General features: G+C 57.8%; 19 protein-coding genes. 18 read left to right on the top strand and 1 reads right to left on the bottom strand.

The genetic code is table 11. The annotated features are described in order from the left end of the window. Position 1: 1 nt before the first annotated feature. The 6 genes from PMYSY11_RS14585 to flgE all read left to right on the top strand — a co-directional run bounded on the left by PMYSY11_RS14585 (position 2) and on the right by flgE (position 5,994). The gene (locus tag PMYSY11_RS14585) at positions 2 to 937 is read left to right on the top strand and encodes a chemotaxis protein CheV (RefSeq protein WP_069899193.1); all 936 of its coding nucleotides are present in this window, start codon (positions 2 to 4) and stop codon (positions 935 to 937) included. Between the two features lie 102 nt (positions 938 to 1,039). After that, a complete protein-coding gene (cheR, locus tag PMYSY11_RS14580) occupies positions 1,040 to 1,867 on the top strand; it encodes a protein-glutamate O-methyltransferase CheR (RefSeq protein WP_069899191.1) in 828 nt (275 codons plus the stop codon). Between the two features lie 1,158 nt (positions 1,868 to 3,025). Continuing rightward, on the top strand, positions 3,026 to 3,433 hold the full coding sequence (gene flgB, locus PMYSY11_RS14575) for a flagellar basal body rod protein FlgB (RefSeq protein ID WP_090508679.1): 408 nt from the start codon (positions 3,026 to 3,028) through the stop codon (positions 3,431 to 3,433). A 14-nt stretch (positions 3,434 to 3,447) separates the two neighbouring features. Beyond that, positions 3,448 to 3,894 (top strand): flagellar basal body rod protein FlgC, encoded by a 447-nt coding sequence (gene flgC / locus PMYSY11_RS14570; protein WP_069899187.1) that lies wholly within the window; start codon positions 3,448 to 3,450, stop codon positions 3,892 to 3,894. A gap of 20 nt (positions 3,895 to 3,914) precedes the next feature. Further along, a complete protein-coding gene (flgD, locus tag PMYSY11_RS14565) occupies positions 3,915 to 4,589 on the top strand; it encodes a flagellar hook assembly protein FlgD (RefSeq protein WP_069899185.1) in 675 nt (224 codons plus the stop codon). Between the two features lie 43 nt (positions 4,590 to 4,632). Then, positions 4,633 to 5,994 (top strand): flagellar hook protein FlgE, encoded by a 1,362-nt coding sequence (flgE, locus tag PMYSY11_RS14560; RefSeq protein ID WP_150547252.1) that lies wholly within the window; start codon positions 4,633 to 4,635, stop codon positions 5,992 to 5,994. A gap of 126 nt (positions 5,995 to 6,120) precedes the next feature. On the opposite strand, the gene PMYSY11_RS14555 is transcribed toward flgE, so the two are convergent. Then, the gene (locus tag PMYSY11_RS14555) at positions 6,121 to 7,452 is read right to left on the bottom strand and encodes an IS4 family transposase (RefSeq protein WP_150547251.1); all 1,332 of its coding nucleotides are present in this window, start codon (positions 7,450 to 7,452) and stop codon (positions 6,121 to 6,123) included. Between the two features lie 220 nt (positions 7,453 to 7,672). Between PMYSY11_RS14555 and PMYSY11_RS14550 the strand changes: the two genes are divergently transcribed. The 12 genes from PMYSY11_RS14550 to PMYSY11_RS14495 all read left to right on the top strand — a co-directional run bounded on the left by PMYSY11_RS14550 (position 7,673) and on the right by PMYSY11_RS14495 (position 19,135). Further along, positions 7,673 to 8,413, top strand: a complete 741-nt coding sequence (locus tag PMYSY11_RS14550) for a flagellar basal body rod protein FlgF (RefSeq protein ID WP_069899181.1) — start codon at positions 7,673 to 7,675, stop codon at positions 8,411 to 8,413. 46 nt (positions 8,414 to 8,459) lie between these two features. Further along, complete coding sequence (gene flgG / locus PMYSY11_RS14545; protein WP_069899179.1) at positions 8,460 to 9,245, top strand: flagellar basal-body rod protein FlgG; 786 nt, start codon at positions 8,460 to 8,462, stop codon at positions 9,243 to 9,245. Positions 9,246 to 9,298: 53 nt separating this feature from the next. Next, positions 9,299 to 9,994: a flagellar basal body L-ring protein FlgH gene (flgH, locus tag PMYSY11_RS14540; protein WP_090508677.1), complete on the top strand. Its 696-nt coding sequence runs from the start codon at positions 9,299 to 9,301 to the stop codon at positions 9,992 to 9,994. 8 nt (positions 9,995 to 10,002) lie between these two features. Beyond that, positions 10,003 to 11,109 carry a flagellar basal body P-ring protein FlgI gene (locus tag PMYSY11_RS14535; RefSeq protein WP_069899175.1) on the top strand — a complete coding sequence of 369 codons (1,107 nt, stop codon included), beginning with the start codon at positions 10,003 to 10,005 and terminating at the stop codon, positions 11,107 to 11,109. A gap of 13 nt (positions 11,110 to 11,122) precedes the next feature. After that, positions 11,123 to 12,313 (top strand): flagellar assembly peptidoglycan hydrolase FlgJ, encoded by a 1,191-nt coding sequence (gene flgJ / locus PMYSY11_RS14530; protein WP_090508676.1) that lies wholly within the window; start codon positions 11,123 to 11,125, stop codon positions 12,311 to 12,313. Between the two features lie 8 nt (positions 12,314 to 12,321). Then, positions 12,322 to 14,361, top strand: a complete 2,040-nt coding sequence (flgK, locus tag PMYSY11_RS14525) for a flagellar hook-associated protein FlgK (RefSeq protein ID WP_150547250.1) — start codon at positions 12,322 to 12,324, stop codon at positions 14,359 to 14,361. Positions 14,362 to 14,388: 27 nt separating this feature from the next. After that, entirely contained in the window at positions 14,389 to 15,633 is a 1,245-nt protein-coding gene (gene flgL, locus PMYSY11_RS14520; RefSeq protein ID WP_150547249.1) for a flagellar hook-associated protein FlgL, read from the top strand. A gap of 75 nt (positions 15,634 to 15,708) precedes the next feature. Next, positions 15,709 to 16,380, top strand: a complete 672-nt coding sequence (locus PMYSY11_RS14515; RefSeq protein WP_150547248.1) for a DNA-3-methyladenine glycosylase I — start codon at positions 15,709 to 15,711, stop codon at positions 16,378 to 16,380. Positions 16,381 to 16,393: 13 nt separating this feature from the next. Next, positions 16,394 to 17,152, top strand: a complete 759-nt coding sequence (locus tag PMYSY11_RS14510) for an NAD-dependent deacylase (protein WP_150547247.1) — start codon at positions 16,394 to 16,396, stop codon at positions 17,150 to 17,152. A gap of 76 nt (positions 17,153 to 17,228) precedes the next feature. Next, complete coding sequence (locus PMYSY11_RS14505; protein ID WP_069899163.1) at positions 17,229 to 17,834, top strand: C40 family peptidase; 606 nt, start codon at positions 17,229 to 17,231, stop codon at positions 17,832 to 17,834. Between the two features lie 196 nt (positions 17,835 to 18,030). Then, positions 18,031 to 18,576, top strand: coding sequence for a C40 family peptidase (locus tag PMYSY11_RS14500; RefSeq protein WP_335723251.1), 546 nt, complete (start codon positions 18,031 to 18,033; stop codon positions 18,574 to 18,576). Positions 18,577 to 18,616: 40 nt separating this feature from the next. Next, the gene (locus tag PMYSY11_RS14495; RefSeq protein WP_069899160.1) at positions 18,617 to 19,135 is read left to right on the top strand and encodes a C40 family peptidase; all 519 of its coding nucleotides are present in this window, start codon (positions 18,617 to 18,619) and stop codon (positions 19,133 to 19,135) included. The last annotated feature ends 7 nt before the right edge of the window (positions 19,136 to 19,142 follow it).

Here is a 19,142-nt window from a genome sequence, read left to right as displayed (position 1 = left end):
TATGGTCGGTATCATGGATTCAGTCAACCAGCGCACGCAGCTGGTCGGCCAGAATCGCCTGGAGCTGTTGCTGTTTCGCCTTAATGGCAAGCAGATCTACGGGATTAACGTGTTCAAGGTGAAAGAGGTGCTGCAGTGCCCGAAACTCACCTGCATGCCGCGCTCGAACCCTGTGGTGCGTGGCGTTGCGAATATTCGTGGCGGCACGATTCCGATTATTGACCTGTCGATGGCAACCGGCAAACGTGCGCTGGCAGACCTTGAAAGCAGCTTTGTGATTATCACCGAATACAACACCAAGGTTCAGGGGTTTCTGGTCGGTGCGGTGGAACGCATCGTCAACATGAACTGGGAAGCGATTCATCCACCACCCAAGGGAACCGGCCGCGACCATTACCTGACGGCAGTGACGCAGCTGGAGAATAATCTGGTCGAGATCATTGACGTCGAAAAGGTGCTGGCTGAAGTGTCGCCGACATCCGAGGTCATCTCGGTCGGGGTTGTCGATCAGCAGACCCAGGACCTTGCGGTGAACAAGCATGTGTTGATCGTCGATGACTCATCGGTGGCGCGCAAGCAGGTTATGCGTTGTCTGCAGACTGTGGGTGTTGAGGTCACGGCCCTGAATGATGGACGTCAGGCGCTGGATTATCTGCGCGGCATGCTCGATCAAGGCCGTTCGCCCAGCGATGAGCTGTTGATGCTGATATCCGACATCGAAATGCCGGAAATGGATGGCTACACCCTGACCGCGGCTATTCGTGAGGACAGCCGTTTGGCCGGCTTGCACATTCTGCTGCACACCTCGTTGTCTGGTGTCTTCAACCAGGCAATGGTCAAGAAGGTTGGCGCGGATGATTTCCTGGCCAAGTTCCGCCCCGATGATCTGGCGATGCGAGTCGTCGAGCGCATCAATGGTGCCGTCGAGCCCGCGTAAGCTGGCTCGAGCATCCGGCGGCAGTACGCTGCCGGATATTGGTCATTTGTTATACAACTCATGTAAAGTCGCCAAGACTTTCATATTAAGCAGGGCTGACGATTGTCTTCAGGTAATTTGGATTTTGATCAGTTCCGGGCTTTTCTGGAAAAGGCTTGCGGCATTCTGTTGGGTGCCAACAAGCAGTATCTGGTGTCCAGCCGGCTGAACAAGTTGATGGCCCAGCACGGCATCACAACGCTCGGTGAGTTGGTTCAGCGCATGCAGAGCGCTCCGCGCAGTGGTTTGCGCGAGCAGGTTGTGGATGCCATGACCACTAACGAAACGTTGTGGTTTCGCGATACGTATCCCTTTGAAGTGCTGAAGAAACGTCTGTTGCCCGAGATGATCAAGACGTTCCCCGGGCAGCGCTTGCGCATCTGGTCGGCCGCCTGTTCGTCGGGGCAGGAGCCTTATTCGCTGTCGATGAGCATCGATGAGTTCGAGAAGAGCAATATCGGTCAGTTGCGCGGAGGCGTGCAGATTGTCGCGACCGACCTGTCGCCGTCGATGCTGGCAAACTGCAAAACCGGCGAGTACGACAGCCTGGCCATCGGCCGTGGCTTGTCGCCAGACCGGCTCAATCGCTATTTCGATGTGAAGGCGCCCGGTCGCTGGCAGGTCAAGCCGGCAATCAAAAGCCGCGTCGAGTTTCGCCCGTTAAACCTGCTCGACAGCTACGCCGGGTTGGGCAAGTTCGACATCGTGTTTTGCCGCAACGTGCTGATCTACTTCTCGGCCGAGGTTAAGCGCGACATCCTCACCCGCATGCACGCCACATTGAAACCGGGCGGTTATCTGGTGTTGGGCGCATCGGAGGCGCTTAACGGCCTGCCGGAATTGTTCCAGATGGTGCAGTGCAGCCCGGGCATCATTTACAAGGTTAAGTGATTCGCCCGTTCCACACGGTGCTTTGCTGATGTTTGATAAGTGACGGATTAACCGCGGGTTAATCCGTCATTTTTGTATTCGGGATATGCCAGGGTTTTACTTGGTGCGAGACCTGTGATGCCCCCTTCGCGTGAACCATGTATTGCCGCCAATATCGCCCGACGGATTGCCCCGCAGGGGCTATCCATCCTCCGTTGTGTGGCGAGCCATGCGCCAGCATAAGTCTTGCGCCCCACCCACGGCGGACCACGACGGACCACGACGGAGGATGGATAAGCCGCAGGCTAATCCGTCATGGCGACCTATGGGCTGCAGCTGGATATTGCTGGAGGCAGGGCGCATGGCCGAAATGCGGGCATACGCCGTGATACCCCTTCGCGTGAATCATGCGTTGACGCCAATATCGCCTGACGGATTGCCCCGTTGGGGCTATCCATCCTCCGGTTGTGCGGTGATCGCTGCGCCAGCGTAAATCTTGCGCCCCACCAACGGCGGACCACGACGGAGGATGGATAAGCCGCAGGCTAATCCGTCATGGCGACCTATGGGCTGCAGCTGGATATTGCTGGAGGCAGGGCGCATGGCCGAAATGCGGGCATACGCCGTGATACCCCTTCGCGTGAATCATGCGTTGACGCCAATATCGCCTGACGGATTGCCCCGTTGGGGCTATCCATCCTCCGGTTGTGCGGTGATCGCTGCGCCAGCGTAAATCTTGCGCCCCACCAACGGCGGACCACGACGGAGGATGGATAAGCCGCAGGCTAATCCGTCATGGCGATCTATGGGGTGCGGCTGGATTTTTGCTTGATGCGGGGTGGTGGTAGGTATTGCGGGTTGTGCGCCGTGATGCCTCCTTCGCGTGAACCATGCATTGAGGCCGATATCGCCTGACGGATTGCCCCGCAGGGGCTATCCATCCTCCGGTTTGGGTTGGTTGGTTTCGATTGGGTTTGGATTGGTTTTGACTCGATGGGATGGGCGGCAAGGTTGTTGAATGTGCTTGCCGCATGCGGAAAAGCCTTGCCGCTTTGCCTCTTTATTCGCTGCTTTAAATGTCCAAGATGCTGATTTATATGGGTTTTTGATACTGGCACAGGGTTTGCTATATGACTTGCACAGATCAACTGGCAAGGCTAACGGCAAAGGTTCCTGAGTATGAGCATCAGCTTCGAAAGCGCTCTCGGCATCCACGAAAAAGCACTGGGCTTCCGCGCTCAGCGTGCAGAAGTGCTGGCCAACAATATGGCTAACGCTGACACGCCTAACTACAAGGCGCGGGATCTCGACTTTGCCTCGGTTCTCGCCGAGCAGGCGGGCGCCAACAAGAACGCCATGAGCGGCCTCAACGTGACCAACAGCCGGCACATTGCCGCCGACACGGTGTCGTTCAGCACTGAGAGCCTCAAGTACCGCACACCGCTTAGCCCTTCGCTGGATCAGAACACCGTCGATGAGCAGCTTGAGCAATCCAACTACGCGCAGAACGCGGTGGATTTCCAGGCCAGCTTTACCTTGCTCAACAGTAAATTCAAAGGGCTCGTCAGCGCCCTGCGCGGCGAATAAAGGAGCCTGATGCCATGTCACTAGCAAGCGTATTCAATATTGCCGGTACCGGTATGAGTGCTCAGAGCACGCGCCTCAATACCATTTCGAGCAACATCGCCAACGCCGAAACCGTGTCCTCAAGCCTGGATCAGACCTATCGCGCTCGCCATCCGGTGTTTGCCACCGTGCTCGGCCAGCAGGCGGCAGGCGGTGACCGTGGCTCGCTGTTCGCCGAGCAGGATGAAGCCGGTCGTGGTGTGCAGGTGCTGGGCATTGTCGAAGATCAAAGCACCTTGATGCCGCGTTACGAGCCGAACCATCCGGCGGCGGATAAAGACGGCTACGTCTACTACCCGAACGTCAATGTGGTTGAAGAAATGGCCGACATGATCTCCGCCAGCCGGGCTTTTCAGACCAACGCCGAAATGATGAATACCGCCAAACAAATGTTGCAGAAGGTCCTGACCCTGGGTCAGTGAGCCATCCGTGAGGGAAGTCCATGAGCATTGATAGCACAAGTGGTGTTAGCGCTTCGGTGCTTGACCAGTACTCGGTCAAGCAGCAATCCGGCAGCGGCGAGGAGTTGGGCAAGGACCAGTTCCTTAACCTTCTGGTGGCGCAACTGAATAACCAGAACCCGCTGGAGCCGCAAGGTAACGGCGAGTTCATCGCCCAGCTGGCGCAGTTCAGCCAGGTAGAAGGGATTCAGCAACTTAACGGCAGCGTCGATTCGCTGGTTTCCGGCTACCAGTCTTCGCAGGCGTTGCAGGCCTCGTCTCTGGTGGGGCGCAAGGTGATTGTGCCGACCGACAGCGCGGTGGTCGATACCAGCCAGAGCTTCAAGGCCAGCCTGTTGTTGCCGGTCAGCAGCAGTAACGTGTTCGTCAACATCACCGACTCTACCGGGGCGGCGGTGGGCCGGATCAACATGGGGGCACAGGAGGCTGGCAATGTCAGCTTCATTTGGGATGGCAAGGACAGCGACGGCAATTTGATGCCGCCCGGCAAATACAAGTTCGAGGCGCAGGCAAGTTACCCAGACGGTAACCAGGGGCTCTACACGATGCTGCCGGCGAACGTCGACAGCGTCACCTTGGGTGGCAGCGAATTGATGCTCAACCTCGCGGGGCTGGGCAGCGTTGCGCTGTCTTCAGTGCAGGTCATTGGTGAGTAATCCAGGTATTTAATCGCCGGTTTTGCCGGCAAAGGAGTATTGCATGGCGTTTAATATTGGTCTCAGCGGCCTGCGCGCGGCAACCAGTGACCTCAATATCACGGGCAACAACATCGCCAACGCCGGCACCGCAGGCTTCAAGCAGTCGCGGGCCGAGTTTGCCGATGTGTATGCCTCATCGGTTTTGGGTACGGGCAAGAATGCCACCGGCAGCGGCGTGCTGCTGAGCAACGTTGCGCAGCTGTTTAATCAGGGCAACATCAATTACACCCAGAATGCGCTGGACCTTGCCATTAACGGCAACGGTTTCTTTCAGGTCAGTAATAACGGTGCGCTGAGCTACACCCGTGCCGGCTATTTCGGTACCGATACCAATGGCTTTATTGTCGATAACACCGGCAACAACTTGCAGGGCTACACCGTTGATGCCAACGGCGTTCTGCAGCCGGGTGTAGTCGGTAACCTGCAGGTGCAGACGGCCAGTCAGGCGCCGAAGCCGACCAGTGAGGTCGGCCAGGTTTTCAACCTCAACTCGACCAGCACCACGCCGACCAACTCACCGTTCAACCCGGCCGACCCGACGACTTATAACTCGTCGACCTCGACCAATATTTACGACTCACAGGGCAACGCCCACGTGATGACGCAGTACTTCACCAAGGGTACTTCCAACCAGTGGACCATGTCGGTGTTGGTGGATGGCCAACGTCCAGACTTGGACGCAGCAAACCCGGGCGTGCCGTACTCGTTTGATGTGTCTTTCGATGCCGCAGGTAATCTGGTCAGTGCGGTGCCAGTCGATACGCTGGTTGGCCCAGCGCCCGGCACACCGGTGGCAACACCGGCCTCGGTCACCACCACCACTCCAGGCGTGCTGGACTTTGGTCCGGGCAGCTGGACGCCGGCTGTTGAGCAGCCTGCCGGTTCCGGCACATTTGTAGCCAATGGTTCGACCGCTGCGGCGACTGGGTTCAAGTTCGACATGCGCGGCTCAACTCAGTTCTCCAGTTCGTTCGCGGTCAACAGCGTCAGCCAGAACGGCTACACCACGGGCGAGCTGGCTGGCTTGCAGATTGATGAAACCGGGCAGATATTCGCGCGCTACACCAACGGGCAATCGAAGGTGCAAGGGCAGGTGGTGCTGGCCAACTTTGCGAACGTGCAAGGGCTGTCTCCAATCGGCAAGACGCAGTGGGTGCAGTCGTCCGAGTCGGGTGAGCCGGTGCGTAACCCGCCGGGCAGCGGCACGCTGGGTTCGTTGCAGGCCGGCGCGCTGGAAGACTCCAACGTCGAGCTGTCTGATCAGTTGGTTAACCTGATCGTTGCGCAGCGTAACTATCAGGCCAATGCCAAAACCATCGAAACCGAAAGTGCAGTCACCCAGACCATCATCAACCTGCGTTGATAGTCCCGGCTCTCGTCCGGCTTGGTTCACCTGAGCCGGGCGGCGCCGGCTTGGCAAAGCGCGTTGCCGGTAGCGGCAAACGATCGCCGATAATCATTTTAAAAGACGCCTGTTGGCTAATGCCAGTCAGTTAAGCTGACTGGCATTTTTATTTCTGGTCGGATACTTGGACGGCTTGGGTTTGACCGCTCGCGGATAACTGCGATCCTCACGGCGATGAGGTAGGACGTAGTGCATGGCCGAGGCCTGTAGTTCGGCCAGGTAGCGAGGGATGTTGCCTGGATGATTCAAAGAGACCCCGTTCAAGAAGCCCAGAATCGCCCAGGTGCAAGCGGTAAAACTCATTTCGCAGGGGTAGATGCCAGGGCAGTGGCGACTCATTTCCAACATTTGATAACGCAGCAGGTTGTACCCCAGTAGTACGCCCCACAGTTCTTGTTCAATCATCTCCGGCGTTTTACTACGCAGTGTGTAGTGCCCCGCGAGCATGCCTTGCTTCATTTCTCGATAGCCCAGCTCGATTTCCCAACGCTGGCTGTACAGATCCACGATTTCGTCTGGAGGGAAGCGCAGAGGATCGATCATTGAGGTCAGTACCTGCCGCACTTTGCCCTTGATGGTCTTGCTTAATAACCGAGCCTGTAGCGTGTCTGGCAGGTCGGGCCATTGTTTACGCGCCTGCGGCGAGGTCTTTAGCGAGACGATGGCATCGTGGCGCCCTAACTTACGCAGCACCTCGTATTGAGCATCCTTGCGCAGCGGCAGTAACCAATGGCGCTGAGTGCCTGTCTGTTGCCAGCGATAAAGTAACCCCAGTGAATAGAAGCCACGGTCGAACAAGGTCAGCGAGTGATCGGGTGTACTGTCGATCAGTTGTTCGGCCAGTTTCATCTCGTTGCTGTGGTAGCCGGCAAAAGCACTATTCACCAGCATGTGGCTGGTCAGCTCCATCTGGCAGACCATGCGAACCTGGGGATAGCCGGTATCGCCATGCTGATTACTGGCGCTGCCATAGTGCTTGCGGTTGTCGTCCGTATCCGGCGTGCGCCAGACCACGCCATCGACACTGAGCAGGCGCAAACCGGCCCAAGTGGGGTGATTGGCGCTGGCATGCCAGCGTTGTTGAGTCAGGGAAAAGACTTCTCGCACCGCAGCGCTGCCCAAACGCTGGCGACCTTGCACGATTGCACTGGGTGCTACCAATGGCTTCTGCCCAGGCAGCATGATGCCCATACGGCTCGCGGCATCCCAGGCCGACATCCGGCGAAACAACGCCATGGCGATCACGCACCAGATCATGGCTTCAAGAGGGAGACGTCGCTTACGCAGGGTCGCCACTCCCGCCGTTTCCAGTGCGGTGCTAACTAGGTCTGGATCAAGCAGCGCCCCCAGCTCGTCAAGGGAGTGGGTGGCAGAAGCCGCTTCGTGAGTCAGTGCCAAGGCGCGGGAAAGTCGCATAAAAAATCCGATGCTCAAAACAAGCATCGGATTTTCGTTTCAGCACGCAGAAGGTCAAGCTGTAGCGCTTAACTGACTGGCATTAGCCTGTTGGCGTCTTTTTTTTGTTTATAAAATCGTTGTAAATCAGTGGCTTATTGTTTTTATTCGAGGATTGGCACAGCCTTTGCTGTATTGCTTGTATAGAGCAGCAGGCGGCAAGCCTATCTCGGAGAAGAACATGGACAAGATGCTGTACGTCTCCATGACTGGAGCCCAAAACAACACCCTCGCACAACGTGCCCACGCCAACAATTTGGCGAACATCTCGACCAGTGGCTTTCGCCGCGATTTCGAGCAGGCGCGTTCGATGCCGATGTTTGGCGACACTTTTCCATCCCGTGTTTTTGCCATGACCGAGCGGCCAGGCACCGACTTTACCCCCGGCTCGTTGCAGGAAACCGGTCGCGATCTGGATGTGGCCGTGGGCGGTGACGGCTGGTTGGCGGTGCAGGCGCCGGACGGCAGCGAAGCGTATGTGCGCACCGCCAGCCTGAACGTCGATGCGCTGGGCGTATTGCGCACCGGCAACGGTTTGCCGGTGATGGGCAATGCCGGACCGATTGCCGTGCCGCCTGAGCAAAAAGTCGAGATCGGCCAAGACGGCACTATCAGCATCCGTGCCTTGGGCGAGGGGCCGAGTGTGCTGGCTGAAGTCGACCGCCTGAAGCTGGTTAACCCGGATCTCAAGCAAATGGAGAAGGGCACTGACGGCATGATCCATTACAAAGGCGCGCAGCCGCTGCTGGCGGATGGCGCTGTCAGCGTGACGTCGGGCTTCCTTGAGTCCAGCAACGTCAACGCGGTGGAAGAGATGACCGCCATCCTGTCTCTGTCCCGTCAATTCGAACTGCAAGTGAAGATGATGCGCACCGCCGAAGACAATGCTTCGTCGATGGCGCGGGTTTTGCAACTTAGCTAATCAACAGTACATAGCGCCGTGAAAACGTCGCTAGAGGAGATTCGATATGCTTCCGGCTTTGTGGGTCAGCAAGACAGGTTTGTCTGCACAGGACATGAACCTGACCACCATTTCCAACAACCTGGCCAACGTTTCGACCACAGGCTTCAAGCGTGATCGCGCCGAGTTCGAGGACTTGCTGTACCAGATCCGCCGGCAACCTGGCGGTCAGTCCAGCCAGGACAGCCAACTTCCTTCCGGCCTCCAGCTGGGCACTGGTGTGCGCATTGTCGGCACCCAGAAAAACTTTACCGCAGGCAGCCTGCAAACCACCGATCAGCCGCTGGATCTGGCGGTTAACGGTCGCGGTTTCTTTCAGGTATTGCAGCCCGATGGCACGGTGTCTTACACCCGTGACGGCACCTTTCACCTGGACTCGGATGGCCAGATCGTTACCTCCAACGGTTTTGCGCTTGAGCCGGCGATTGTTCTGCCGAACAACGTCAGCACCTTCACCGTGGGTGAAGACGGCACGGTTTCGATTACCACGCCAGACAGCCCGCAGCAGCAGGTCGTGGGCAACTTGCAGATTGCCGACTTCATCAACCCGGCCGGTTTGCAGGCAATGGGCAACAACCTGTTCCTGGAAACCTCTTCAAGTGGTGCGCCGCAGGTGGGGACTCCGGGCTTGAACGGCTTGGGCACCACATTGCAGAACACCCTGGAAAACTCCAACGTCAGCGTGGTTGAGGAGTTGGTGAACATGATCACCACTCAGCGTGCCTACGAGATGAACTCGAAAGTGATTTCCACCGCAGACCAGATGCTGAGCTTTGTTTCCCAGAACCTTTAATGCTGATTGGCTTCGCCAGACACACTGATTGAGCGCGCCGCGAGGATGCAGTAATGAACCGGTTAAATTTGATATTCGCAGCGTTAAGCGCGGTCGCCCTGAGTGGTTGTATTTCGCCACCGCCCAAGGCTAACGACCCGTATTACGCGCCGGTTTTGCCGCGCACGCCACTGCCGGCGGCGCAGAACAATGGCTCGATCTATCAGTCAGGTTTCGAGAACAATCTGTACGGTGACCGCAAGGCTTATCGCGTGGGCGACATCATTACCATCACGCTCAACGAGAAAACCCAGGCCAGCAAAAATGCCGGCTCGCAGATCAAAAAAGACAGCAGCACCAAGCTTGGCCTGACCTCATTGTTTGGCGGCACCGTCAGCGGCTCCAATCCGTTCTCGGATAACAGCCTGACCTTGGGCGCCGAATACGGCGGCAACCGCGCGACCAAAGGTGACAGTCAAGCGGACCAGAGCAACAGCTTGAGCGGCTCGATCACCGTTACCGTCGCCGAAGTGCTGCCTAACGGGATTCTCTCTGTGCGCGGCGAAAAGTGGCTGACGCTCAATACCGGCGATGAGCTGGTACGCATTGCCGGCTTGGTGCGCTCGGACGACGTGGCCACCGATAACACCATTTCCTCGACCCGGGTTGCCGATGCGCGCATCACATATTCGGGTACCGGCGCCTTCGCCGATGCCAGCCAACCCGGTTGGCTTGATCAGTTTTTCATAAGCCCGCTGTGGCCATTTTGAGGTTGCCGATGAATACCTTGTCGAAATGGTTGCTCGGCGTTTTGGCCCTGTCGCTGGCTGCAATGGCGCAAGCTGAACGGCTCAAGGACATCGCCACTATTCAGGGCGTGCGCACTAACCAGTTGATCGGCTACGGGTTGGTTGTGGGCCTGAATGGCACGGGCGATCAGACCACCCAGACACCATTCACGGTGCAGACCTTCAACAATATGTTGGCCCAGTTCGGCATCAAGGTGCCGGCCGGTGGCAACGTGCAGTTGAAGAACGTCGCGGCGGTTTCCATTCATGCCGACCTGCCTGCATTCGCCAAGCCGGGGCAGACGATCGACATCACTGTGTCTTCGATTGGTAACTCGAAAAGCTTGCGCGGCGGTAGCCTGTTGATGGCGCCGCTTAAAGGTATTGATGGCAATGTTTACGCCATCGCGCAGGGCAATCTGGTGGTCGGCGGCTTTGACGCCGAAGGTGGCGACGGCTCGAAAATTACCGTGAACGTGCCGTCTGCCGGGCGTATTCCGGGCGGCGCTACGGTCGAGCGGACTGTGCCGAGCGGTTTTGATCAGGGCAACACGCTGACACTCAACCTCAATCGCCCGGACTTCACCACCGCCAAGCATATTGTCGACCAGATCAACGATCTGCTCGGGCCAGGTGTGGCACAGGCAATTGATGGCGGCTCGGTGCGGGTCAGTGCGCCGCTGGATACCAGCCAGCGCGTCGACTATTTGTCGGTGTTGGAAAATATCGAGGTCAAGCCGGGTCAGGCCGTGGCCAAGGTCATCATCAACTCGCGTACCGGCACCATTGTCATTGGCCAGAATGTGCGCGTGCAGCCAGCGGCAGTCACGCATGGCAGCTTGACCGTAACCATTACCGAAGACCCGATTGTCAGCCAGCCGAATGCCTTGTCCGGTGGCCAGACGGCCGTTGTTCCGCGCTCGCGAGTCGATGCCACGCAAGAGACCAAACCGATGTTCAAGTTTGGCCCTGGCACCACGCTGGATGAAATTGTACGTGCGGTTAATCAGGTGGGCGCAGCGCCATCCGACCTGATGGCCATTCTTGAAGCGTTGAAGCAGGCCGGTGCGTTGCAAGCCGACCTGATCGTGATTTAAGCAGGTTAGGCTCATGGAATCTCGACTGCAGGCCGGACTCCTCGGCGCCAGCACCGCTGGCCCGGACACTGGCGCGTTCACTGATCTCAATCGCCTGAACAACCTCAAGGTTGGTGGCGACAGTCAGGCCAATATCGAGAAAGTGGCCAAAGAGTTCGAGTCGCTGTTTCTCAATGAAATGCTCAAGGCCATGCGTGCCGCCAACGCAGGCTTTGGTGAAGGCAACTTCATGAACAGCAGCGAAAGCAAAACCTATCAGGATATGTACGACCAGCAGCTCTCGGTGAGCCTGTCGAACAACCAGAATGGCATCGGTTTGGCCGAGGTACTGGCGCGGCAGATGGCTGGAATGAAGAGTGGCAGCGATCGCCCCAATCCATTTGCCAAAGCGGTCACCGAGGTCACTGATGCAGCGGCTGTTACCGGTACGGCTGCTGTTAGCGGCGCTCAGGTAGTGGCCACGACATCGAGCAAAACTGACGCCTCTCGTGATGATTCGGCGCTGCTAAACCGCCGTCGCCTGTCGTTGCCGAGCAAGTTGAGTGATCGCCTGATGGCCGGCATCACGCCGAGCGCAGACAGCGTTGGTCAGCCATTGGCCAAGCAGGATTGGGTGGCTGCCAGTGCTTACGCAGCGCCGCCAGATAAAGGCCTGAGCATTAACGGTCAGGAGCCTGAAAGCGCTGCCTCGAAGAAATCTGTGTTCTCGTCACCGGCCGACTTCATCGCGACCATGATGCCGATGGCGGAAAAAGCGGCTGCCAAGATTGGCGTCGAAGCGCGTTATCTGGTGGCTCAGGCGGCGCTTGAAACCGGTTGGGGCAAGTCAATCATCCGTCAGCAAGATGGCTCGACCAGTCACAATCTGTTCGGCATCAAGAGCCACAACAGTTGGGGCGGTGATTCGGCCAAGGTCATGACCACCGAATATGAAAACGGGGTGGCGGTCAAAGAGCCCGCATCGTTCCGCGCCTATGACTCGTTTGCCCAGAGCTTCGACGATTACGTGAGCTTTTTGCAGAACAATGGTCGCTACGAAGGGGCGTTGAACTCGACGGCCAACCCCGAGCGTTTCGTGCAAAAACTGCAACAGGCCGGTTATGCCACCGACCCGAACTACGCCCGTAAGGTGTCGCAGATCGCGCGCAAGATGGCGACCTATCAAACCATTGCCGCCGCGGGCAATCTTTCAACGCAGGGATGAGTTAAGCCATGGCTGACCTACTGAATATTGGCCTGTCCGGGCTGTCCTCGAACAAGACTTCGCTGGCGGTCACCGGGCACAATATTACCAACGTAAACACGCCAGGTTTCACCCGTCAGAGCACGGTGCAGGGCGCCCGCACGCCGCAATACACCGGCGCCGGTTTCATCGGTTCGGGTACGACCTTGACCGACGTGCGCCGCAGCTACAGTGAGTTTCTGACCAATCAGGTGCGCAGCAGCACCTCGCTGAGCAGCGATGTGGAAGCCTATAAAGCTCAGATCGAACAGCTCGATTCGTTGCTGGCAGGCTCCACAACCGGTATCTCGCCGGCCATCCAGAATTTCTTTTCGGCGCTGCAAACAGCGGCCGAAGATCCGTCGAATATTCCCGCTCGGCAATTGGTGCTGTCTCAGGCCGAAGGCTTGGCGCGGCGCTTCAATACCGTGAGCGACCGGATCACCGAGCAGAACAGCTTCATCAATACCCAGATGAGTGCGGTGACCGATCAGATCAACCGTTTGTCTGGCTCGATCGCCAGCCTCAACGATGCGATTGCCAAATCAGCCGCCAACGGCCAGCAGCCCAACGATTTGCTTGATGCGCGTGAGGAAGCCGTGCGTCAGTTGGCAACCTATGTTGGCGTTACCACCGTGCCGCAAGACGACAACACGGTGAATATATTTATCGGCACCGGCCAGCCGCTGGTTGTCGGCAGCAGCGCCAACCGTCTTGAAGCGACCGCTGGCAAGGAAGACCCGAGTCGCTTCGAGATTGAGTTTGTCAGCGGCACCTCTCGCCAGGGCGTGACCAGTTTGATCAGCGGCGGTGAACTGGGCGGGTTGGTGCGCTACCGCTCGGAAACGCTCGACCCGACGCTGAACTCGCTCGGGCGCCTGGCGCTGTCGATCAGCGACCAGATCAATTCGCAGTTGGGCCAGGGTGTCGACCTCAAAGGGCAGGCCGGGTCGTCGCTGTTTGGCGATTACAACACGGCCGATCTGGCAGCCTTGAGGGTAAAAAGTGCGTCGGGCAATACCGGTACGGCGTCGCCCGCGTTGTACATCGGCGACACCGAGTCGCTGACCACCAGCGATTATCGGCTGGAGTTCGATGGCACCAATTACACCGCGCGGCGTATCAGTGACGGCGCCAAGATCGATGTGCAGGTTACGGCTTTGCCGGCGCCGAGCACTGAGGTCAGCCTGACGTTCACCGACAGCGCCGGTCGCGATCAAGGCTTCAATGTACAAATTGATCCGTCTGGCGTGCAGAAGGGTGACGTGTTCCAGTTGCAGCCAACGCGTCGCGCTGCCGGTACGATCGAAGTCACATTGGATCAGCCCGACCAACTGGCGTTCGCCGCGCCGATCCGCTCGATTAACGGCTCGCTTGATGCCAACGGCAACATCATCGGTGATAACCGCGGCACGGGCGTTATGTCCCAGCCGACGTTGGTGTCCAACGGCAGCGCGCTGGATATCGCTGCGTTGCAAGGCTTCAGCAAAGAGTTGAGCTACGACGCAACAACCGGCTTCACGGTTGCCGCGCCAGACACGCTTACGCTCAAGGGTGGCGGCAGTTTCGTGCCGGGGCAGGTGAATACCTACACCCTGACCTCGGGCGGCCAGACCATTGAGTTCACTATCAGCGGCAAGCCAGAGCAGGGCGACACATTTACTCTGGCATTCAATGCCACCGGCGTGTCGGATAACCGCAACGCGCTGCAACTGGTCGATCTGCAAAACAAACAGGTGATCGGGGTTGACCCGACCGTAACCGGAATTGCCACCGGCTCCAGTTTCACCGACAGCTACGGCGACACAGTGGAGCGGGTCGGCACGCTCACCGCGCAGGCGCGTCAGGACAGCGAGGCAACCACCGCGATTCTCAAGCAGGCCACCGATAACCGCGATTCGCTGTCGGCGGTCAACCTTGATGAAGAGGCGGCCAACCTGATCAAGTTCGAGCAGTACTACAACGCCTCTGCGCAGGTGATTCAAGTTGCGCGCTCGTTGTTCGATACCCTGATTGGCACGTTCCGCTAATTACCCAAAACTGCTTAAGGAGGCCCTATGCGTATTTCCACAATTCAGGCGTTTAACAACGGGGTCTCCGGGCTGCAGCGTAATTACGCCGACGCCACTCGCACGCAAGAGCAGATCAGTACCGGTAACCGAATTCTGACCCCCGCCGATGATCCGGTGGCATCGGTGCGCCTGCTGCAACTTGAGCAGCAGCAGAATGTGCTGGGCCAGTACAGCAGCAACCTGACGGCGGCCAACAGCAGCCTGACGCAGGAAGAGGTCACCCTGAACTCGGTCAACACGATCATGCAGCGCGTGCGGGAACTGGCCGTGCAGGCCGGTAACGGCGCATTGAGCCAGGCTGACCGGCAGTCTATTTCTGCTGAACTGGGCCAGCGTGAGGATGAACTGCTGGGCTTGATGAATACGCGCAACGCCCGTGGTGAATACCTGTTTGCCGGTTTTCAGGGCAAAAGCCAGCCGTTCGTGCGCAATCCGGATGGCAGCTACAGCTATACCGGCGATGAAGGCCAGCGCACGCTGCAGATTTCTGCCTCACTGAATGTGCCGATCAGCGATAACGGTCTGGCGATCTTCCAGAGTGCCGTCAACGCCGGTCGCCTGTCGCTTACCGACAACTCAACACCGGCGGCGCCTGCCTCGACCGTCAGCGGTATGCTGATTGAGGATGAGGTCGCGTTTGCCAATTTCCCAACGGCCGGTATTCAGTTGGATTTTGATCCGAGCGACCCGACCAAGTACTCCATCACCAATCTCGATACCGGTGAGGTGACAAATGGTGTGTTGGAAGAGGGCAAGGATACGCAGGTCAAATATGCCGGTACGTCGCTGTTCGTTAATGGCACACCGCCTGGCGGTGCAAGTTTTGTAGTAACCGGTCCGGATGCCAATCCGGCGAGCCCGCCGCCGAACAAGGTGGGTATTCTCAACACCATCGCTGATTTGCGTAAGTCGCTGGAGTCCGCGCCGGACTCGGATGCCGGCAACCGCCAGACCCGTGATGCAGTGGCACTGGCGATTACCAATCTCGACAACGGCATGACCACCATCGACCTCACACGAGGCAAGATCGGTGCGCGTCTGAACACTATTGAAACTACCCAAACCGACAATGACGACGTCTCGCTGGTCAACAAGTCGGTGCAGGCAGACCTGCGTGAGCTGGATTACGCCGAGGCGCTGTCACGCTTGTCGTTTCAGTCGATCATTCTCGAAGCAGCGCAGCAGAGCTACGTGAAAATCAGTGGCCTGAACCTGTTCAACAAGCTCTGAACCCTCGATTGATCTTTTCAGCCTGCGCCTGCTCAGGCATGCTCTGCTGCTGATTTGTTGGCAACAGAGCATGCAATGCACGACTACCAATGGCTCCACGAATACTGCCTGAACCGCTTTGGCTCAAGCCGGGCGCTGGAAGCGCGTCTGCCGCAGCCGCAGAGCGAGCAGTACCTGCGTGAGCTGAGTGATGACCGTTATCTGTCGACCATGAGCCTGCGGATTTTCCGCGCCGGGCTCAAACACAGCCTTGTGGACGCCAAATGGCCTGCTTTCGAGCAGGTGTTCTTCGGCTTCGATCCCGAAAAAGTGGTGTTGATGGGGGCGGAGCGGCTGGAAAACCTGATGCAGGATACGCGCATCATCCGCCATCTCGGCAAGCTCAAGAGCGTGCCGCGCAATGCCCAGTTCATTCTCGATGAGCGCCAGCGTCGTGGCAGTTTTGGCGCGCTGATTGCTGACTGGCCGAGCAGCGACATTGTCGGACTGTGGAAATACCTGGCCAAGCAGGGCACGCAATTGGGCGGCTTATCGGCGCCGCGTTTTCTGCGTATGGTCGGTAAAGACACCTTTGTGCCGACGGATGACATGGTAGCAGCGCTCAAGGCGCAGAAAGTCGTGGATAAAGCGCCCACCAGCCTTAAAGAGCTGGCAGCGGTGCAGGCACTTTTCAACGGTTGGCAGGAGCAAAGCGGGCGGCCGCTGTGCCAGTTGTCCGTCATGCTCGCGCACACGGTTAATCACTGAGTCTGGAGCGTCCGTGCAATCGTCTGTTGAGCAAGTTGTCAGCGCCATCAGGGCGGCGAAACGGATTCTGGTCATCACCGGGGCTGGCTTGTCGGCTGATTCCGGCTTGCCGACGTATCGCGGCCTTGGCGGGCTCTATAACGGTAAAACGGCCGAAGGGCTGGCTATCGAGACGGCATTGTCCGGGCCGATGCTCAGGCGTGATCCGGCGTTGTGCTGGAAATATCTGGCTGAGCTGGCGCGCGCCTGTATGCAGGCCGAGCCCAATGCCGGGCACTATGCGTTGGCGAAATTGCAGCAGTTGAAGCCCGAATGCTGGGTGCTGACCCAGAATATTGACGGTTATCACCGGGCGGCGGGCAGTCCTGACGAGCGATTGATCGAAATACACGGCGAAATAGCGCCGCTGTTCTGTCAGGCCTGTGGTGAGGTCGATGCGCAACTGGCCGAGCATCTGCAAAGGCCGTTACCGCCGTTGTGCCAACACTGTGGTGGGATTTTGCGCCCGCCAGTGGTGCTGTTCGAGGAAATGCTGCCAGCGCGCGCTTTAGCGCAATTGCAGGGGCAAATGATGCAGGGTTTTGACCTGGTAATGAGTGTCGGCACCACGGCAAGCTTCGGCTATATTACCGAGCCAATCCTGCGTACGCGCTTCGACGGAGGCTTCACCGTAGAGGTTAATCCGACCGTAACCGCGCTTAGCGAAACCGTCGATGTTCACCTGCAAGGAAAAGCCTTAGATGTTCTGCCGGCACTGGTAAGTCACATTTAGTTCAATAGAATTTGCAAATGGGCGCTATAGAAGGCATAGTTTCGCGAATATCTGAATTTTGACACGTACGCGCCCTATGCTAAAACGCCTATCGCCCCTCGTGCCGATTGCACTCACTGTCCTCCTGGCTGCTTGTGCAAGCCAGGCGCCTCAGCAACCGCCAATGACGGAGGCAGTCAAAGCCCCGACGGTTGCAATTGACTTGGACTCGCTGCCAGAGCCGGAAAACGTTCCATCATTCAGTGATGAAACAGCCTACAAACTGCCTGAACTGGCAGACAGCATTCTCTCTCACGGTCGTTCACTTCTGGGTACTCGTTACCGCTGGGGTGGTAGCTCGGTGCAAACCGGCTTCGACTGCAGTGGCTTTATCGGTTATCTGTTTGAAGAAGAGGCGGGCCTGCAGTTGCCGCGTTCGACGCGTGAAATGATTCAAGTAGATGCCCCTGTCGTTAAGCGCAGTGAGCTTGAACCGGGCGATGTGGTGTTTTTCAGCACCAATGGCCGGGGCCGTGTCAGCCACGCTGGTATTTACTTGGGGGATGATCAATTCATCCACTCCGCAAGCCGACGCAACGGTGTGCGGATCGACAGCCTGAAGGACAGTTATTGGAAGCGAAATTATCTTGAAGCCAAACGAGTTCTGGCAATGGCTTCCACAGAACAGTCCTCCGTTCGGTAGTGTTTTTCAAAGGCGCTTAGGCGCCTTTTTTCATTTGTGTTTGGCCGCTTTTATCTTTCAACAAGGTGCGGTCTTAGGTGGTGAGCCGCGATCACATTAAATTTTTGCAGCGTCGTCGTTGGTATGCTGCCAGATTCAGGTTGTTAAGTTTATGCGTCACTTTTTAATAAAATCATTCTTGTTGTTCTCTTTGACCGTGAGCACCGCATTCCAGGCTCATGCAGCCCCGGCAGCCCGAGCGGTCAAGGTTGAGTTGCCCAAGGCCGATGCCATTGTTGATCGCGCCCGTGAGTTGTTAGGGATTCCGTATCGCTGGGGCGGCACCAGTGTTCATCGCGGTTTCGATTGCAGCGGCCTGATCGTGTATCTGTTTGGCAGCGAGGCGAACATTCACTTGCCGCGCACGACTCAGCAAATGCTGCACTCGACCAAAGCGCCAACTGTCGCGCGCTCCAGCCTGCGGGCAGGGGATGTGGTGTTCTTCAACCACAACGGCAGCGGTCGGGTCAGCCACATGGGGCTGTATATCGGCGGCGGGCGCTTCATTCATGCTCCGCGTACCGGCAAGACAATCCGGATTTCCAAGCTGGACAGCGCGTATTGGAGCCGCCATTACATTGGTGCCAAGCGCTTTCTCGGCGGAGCCAGTGCGGCCTCTCGTGTAGCCAGCAGCAAGGCCGATCGTGGCAATCGCGACCAGCCTGTACTAGCCTCTCGGTCACGTGTGTCGCATCGCTCTTAGCTCGACTCAGTAATTTTGCAAGGCTCAGGATCGAACTCGCATGGTAGCAACGACCCGTAACGCCCTATTACTTGTTCTCGCTTTGCTGGCCGGTTGCGCCAGCCAGGCGCCGGCTCCCCAACCGGTACAGCCTATAGTCAGCCACAGTTTCAACGGCAATGCAGATGATGTGCTGATGCGCGCCATCGGCCTGGTCGGCACGCCTTATGTTTACGGTGGCAACACCCCGCAAGGCGGTTTTGATTGCAGCGGCCTTATCGGCTTCGTCTACCGCGATGCTGCGGGTATCCAATTGCCGCGCACCACCTCGCAACTGATCAATCTGCGTGGTCCGAGTGTTTCGCGCAATGCCCTGCAAAGTGGCGATCTGGTGTTCTTCGCGACCGCTGGCGGCAACAAGGTCAGCCATGCCGGTATTTATGTCGGCGAAGGGCGCTTTGTACATGCGCCATCAAGTGGTGGTACCGTGCGTCTTGATAGCCTGAGCAATGTTTACTGGCAGCGCGCCTACCTCAACGCCAAGCGCGTGTTCACTGCGGATATTGCTCACAACCCTTGATAGAACG

It is taken from the genome of Pseudomonas marincola, assembly GCF_900682675.2.
GTDB classification, from domain to species: Bacteria; Pseudomonadota; Gammaproteobacteria; order Pseudomonadales; family Pseudomonadaceae; genus Aquipseudomonas; species Aquipseudomonas marincola.
The sequence above is the reverse complement of the archived record's forward strand: the minus strand, read 5'-3'. Positions and strand labels throughout refer to the sequence as shown.

Excerpts from the sequence above, each read along its gene's own strand:
- PMYSY11_RS14585 (WP_069899193.1), top strand. The coding sequence starts at position 2 with ATGGTCGGTATCATGGATTCAGTCAACCAGCGCACGCAGCTGGTCGGC.
- flgL (WP_150547249.1), top strand. The coding sequence starts at position 14,389 with ATGCGTATTTCCACAATTCAGGCGTTTAACAACGGGGTCTCCGGGCTG.
- PMYSY11_RS14515 (WP_150547248.1), top strand. The coding sequence starts at position 15,709 with ATGCACGACTACCAATGGCTCCACGAATACTGCCTGAACCGCTTTGGC.
- flgB (WP_090508679.1), top strand. The coding sequence starts at position 3,026 with ATGAGCATCAGCTTCGAAAGCGCTCTCGGCATCCACGAAAAAGCACTG.
- PMYSY11_RS14495 (WP_069899160.1), top strand. The coding sequence starts at position 18,617 with ATGGTAGCAACGACCCGTAACGCCCTATTACTTGTTCTCGCTTTGCTG.
- flgC (WP_069899187.1), top strand. The coding sequence starts at position 3,448 with ATGTCACTAGCAAGCGTATTCAATATTGCCGGTACCGGTATGAGTGCT.
- flgK (WP_150547250.1), top strand. The coding sequence starts at position 12,322 with ATGGCTGACCTACTGAATATTGGCCTGTCCGGGCTGTCCTCGAACAAG.
- flgE (WP_150547252.1), top strand. The coding sequence starts at position 4,633 with ATGGCGTTTAATATTGGTCTCAGCGGCCTGCGCGCGGCAACCAGTGAC.
- PMYSY11_RS14555 (WP_150547251.1), bottom strand. The coding sequence starts at position 7,452 with ATGCGACTTTCCCGCGCCTTGGCACTGACTCACGAAGCGGCTTCTGCC.
- PMYSY11_RS14535 (WP_069899175.1), top strand. The coding sequence starts at position 10,003 with ATGAATACCTTGTCGAAATGGTTGCTCGGCGTTTTGGCCCTGTCGCTG.
- PMYSY11_RS14550 (WP_069899181.1), top strand. The coding sequence starts at position 7,673 with ATGGACAAGATGCTGTACGTCTCCATGACTGGAGCCCAAAACAACACC.
- flgG (WP_069899179.1), top strand. The coding sequence starts at position 8,460 with ATGCTTCCGGCTTTGTGGGTCAGCAAGACAGGTTTGTCTGCACAGGAC.
- flgJ (WP_090508676.1), top strand. The coding sequence starts at position 11,123 with ATGGAATCTCGACTGCAGGCCGGACTCCTCGGCGCCAGCACCGCTGGC.
- flgD (WP_069899185.1), top strand. The coding sequence starts at position 3,915 with ATGAGCATTGATAGCACAAGTGGTGTTAGCGCTTCGGTGCTTGACCAG.
- PMYSY11_RS14505 (WP_069899163.1), top strand. The coding sequence starts at position 17,229 with ATGCTAAAACGCCTATCGCCCCTCGTGCCGATTGCACTCACTGTCCTC.
- flgH (WP_090508677.1), top strand. The coding sequence starts at position 9,299 with ATGAACCGGTTAAATTTGATATTCGCAGCGTTAAGCGCGGTCGCCCTG.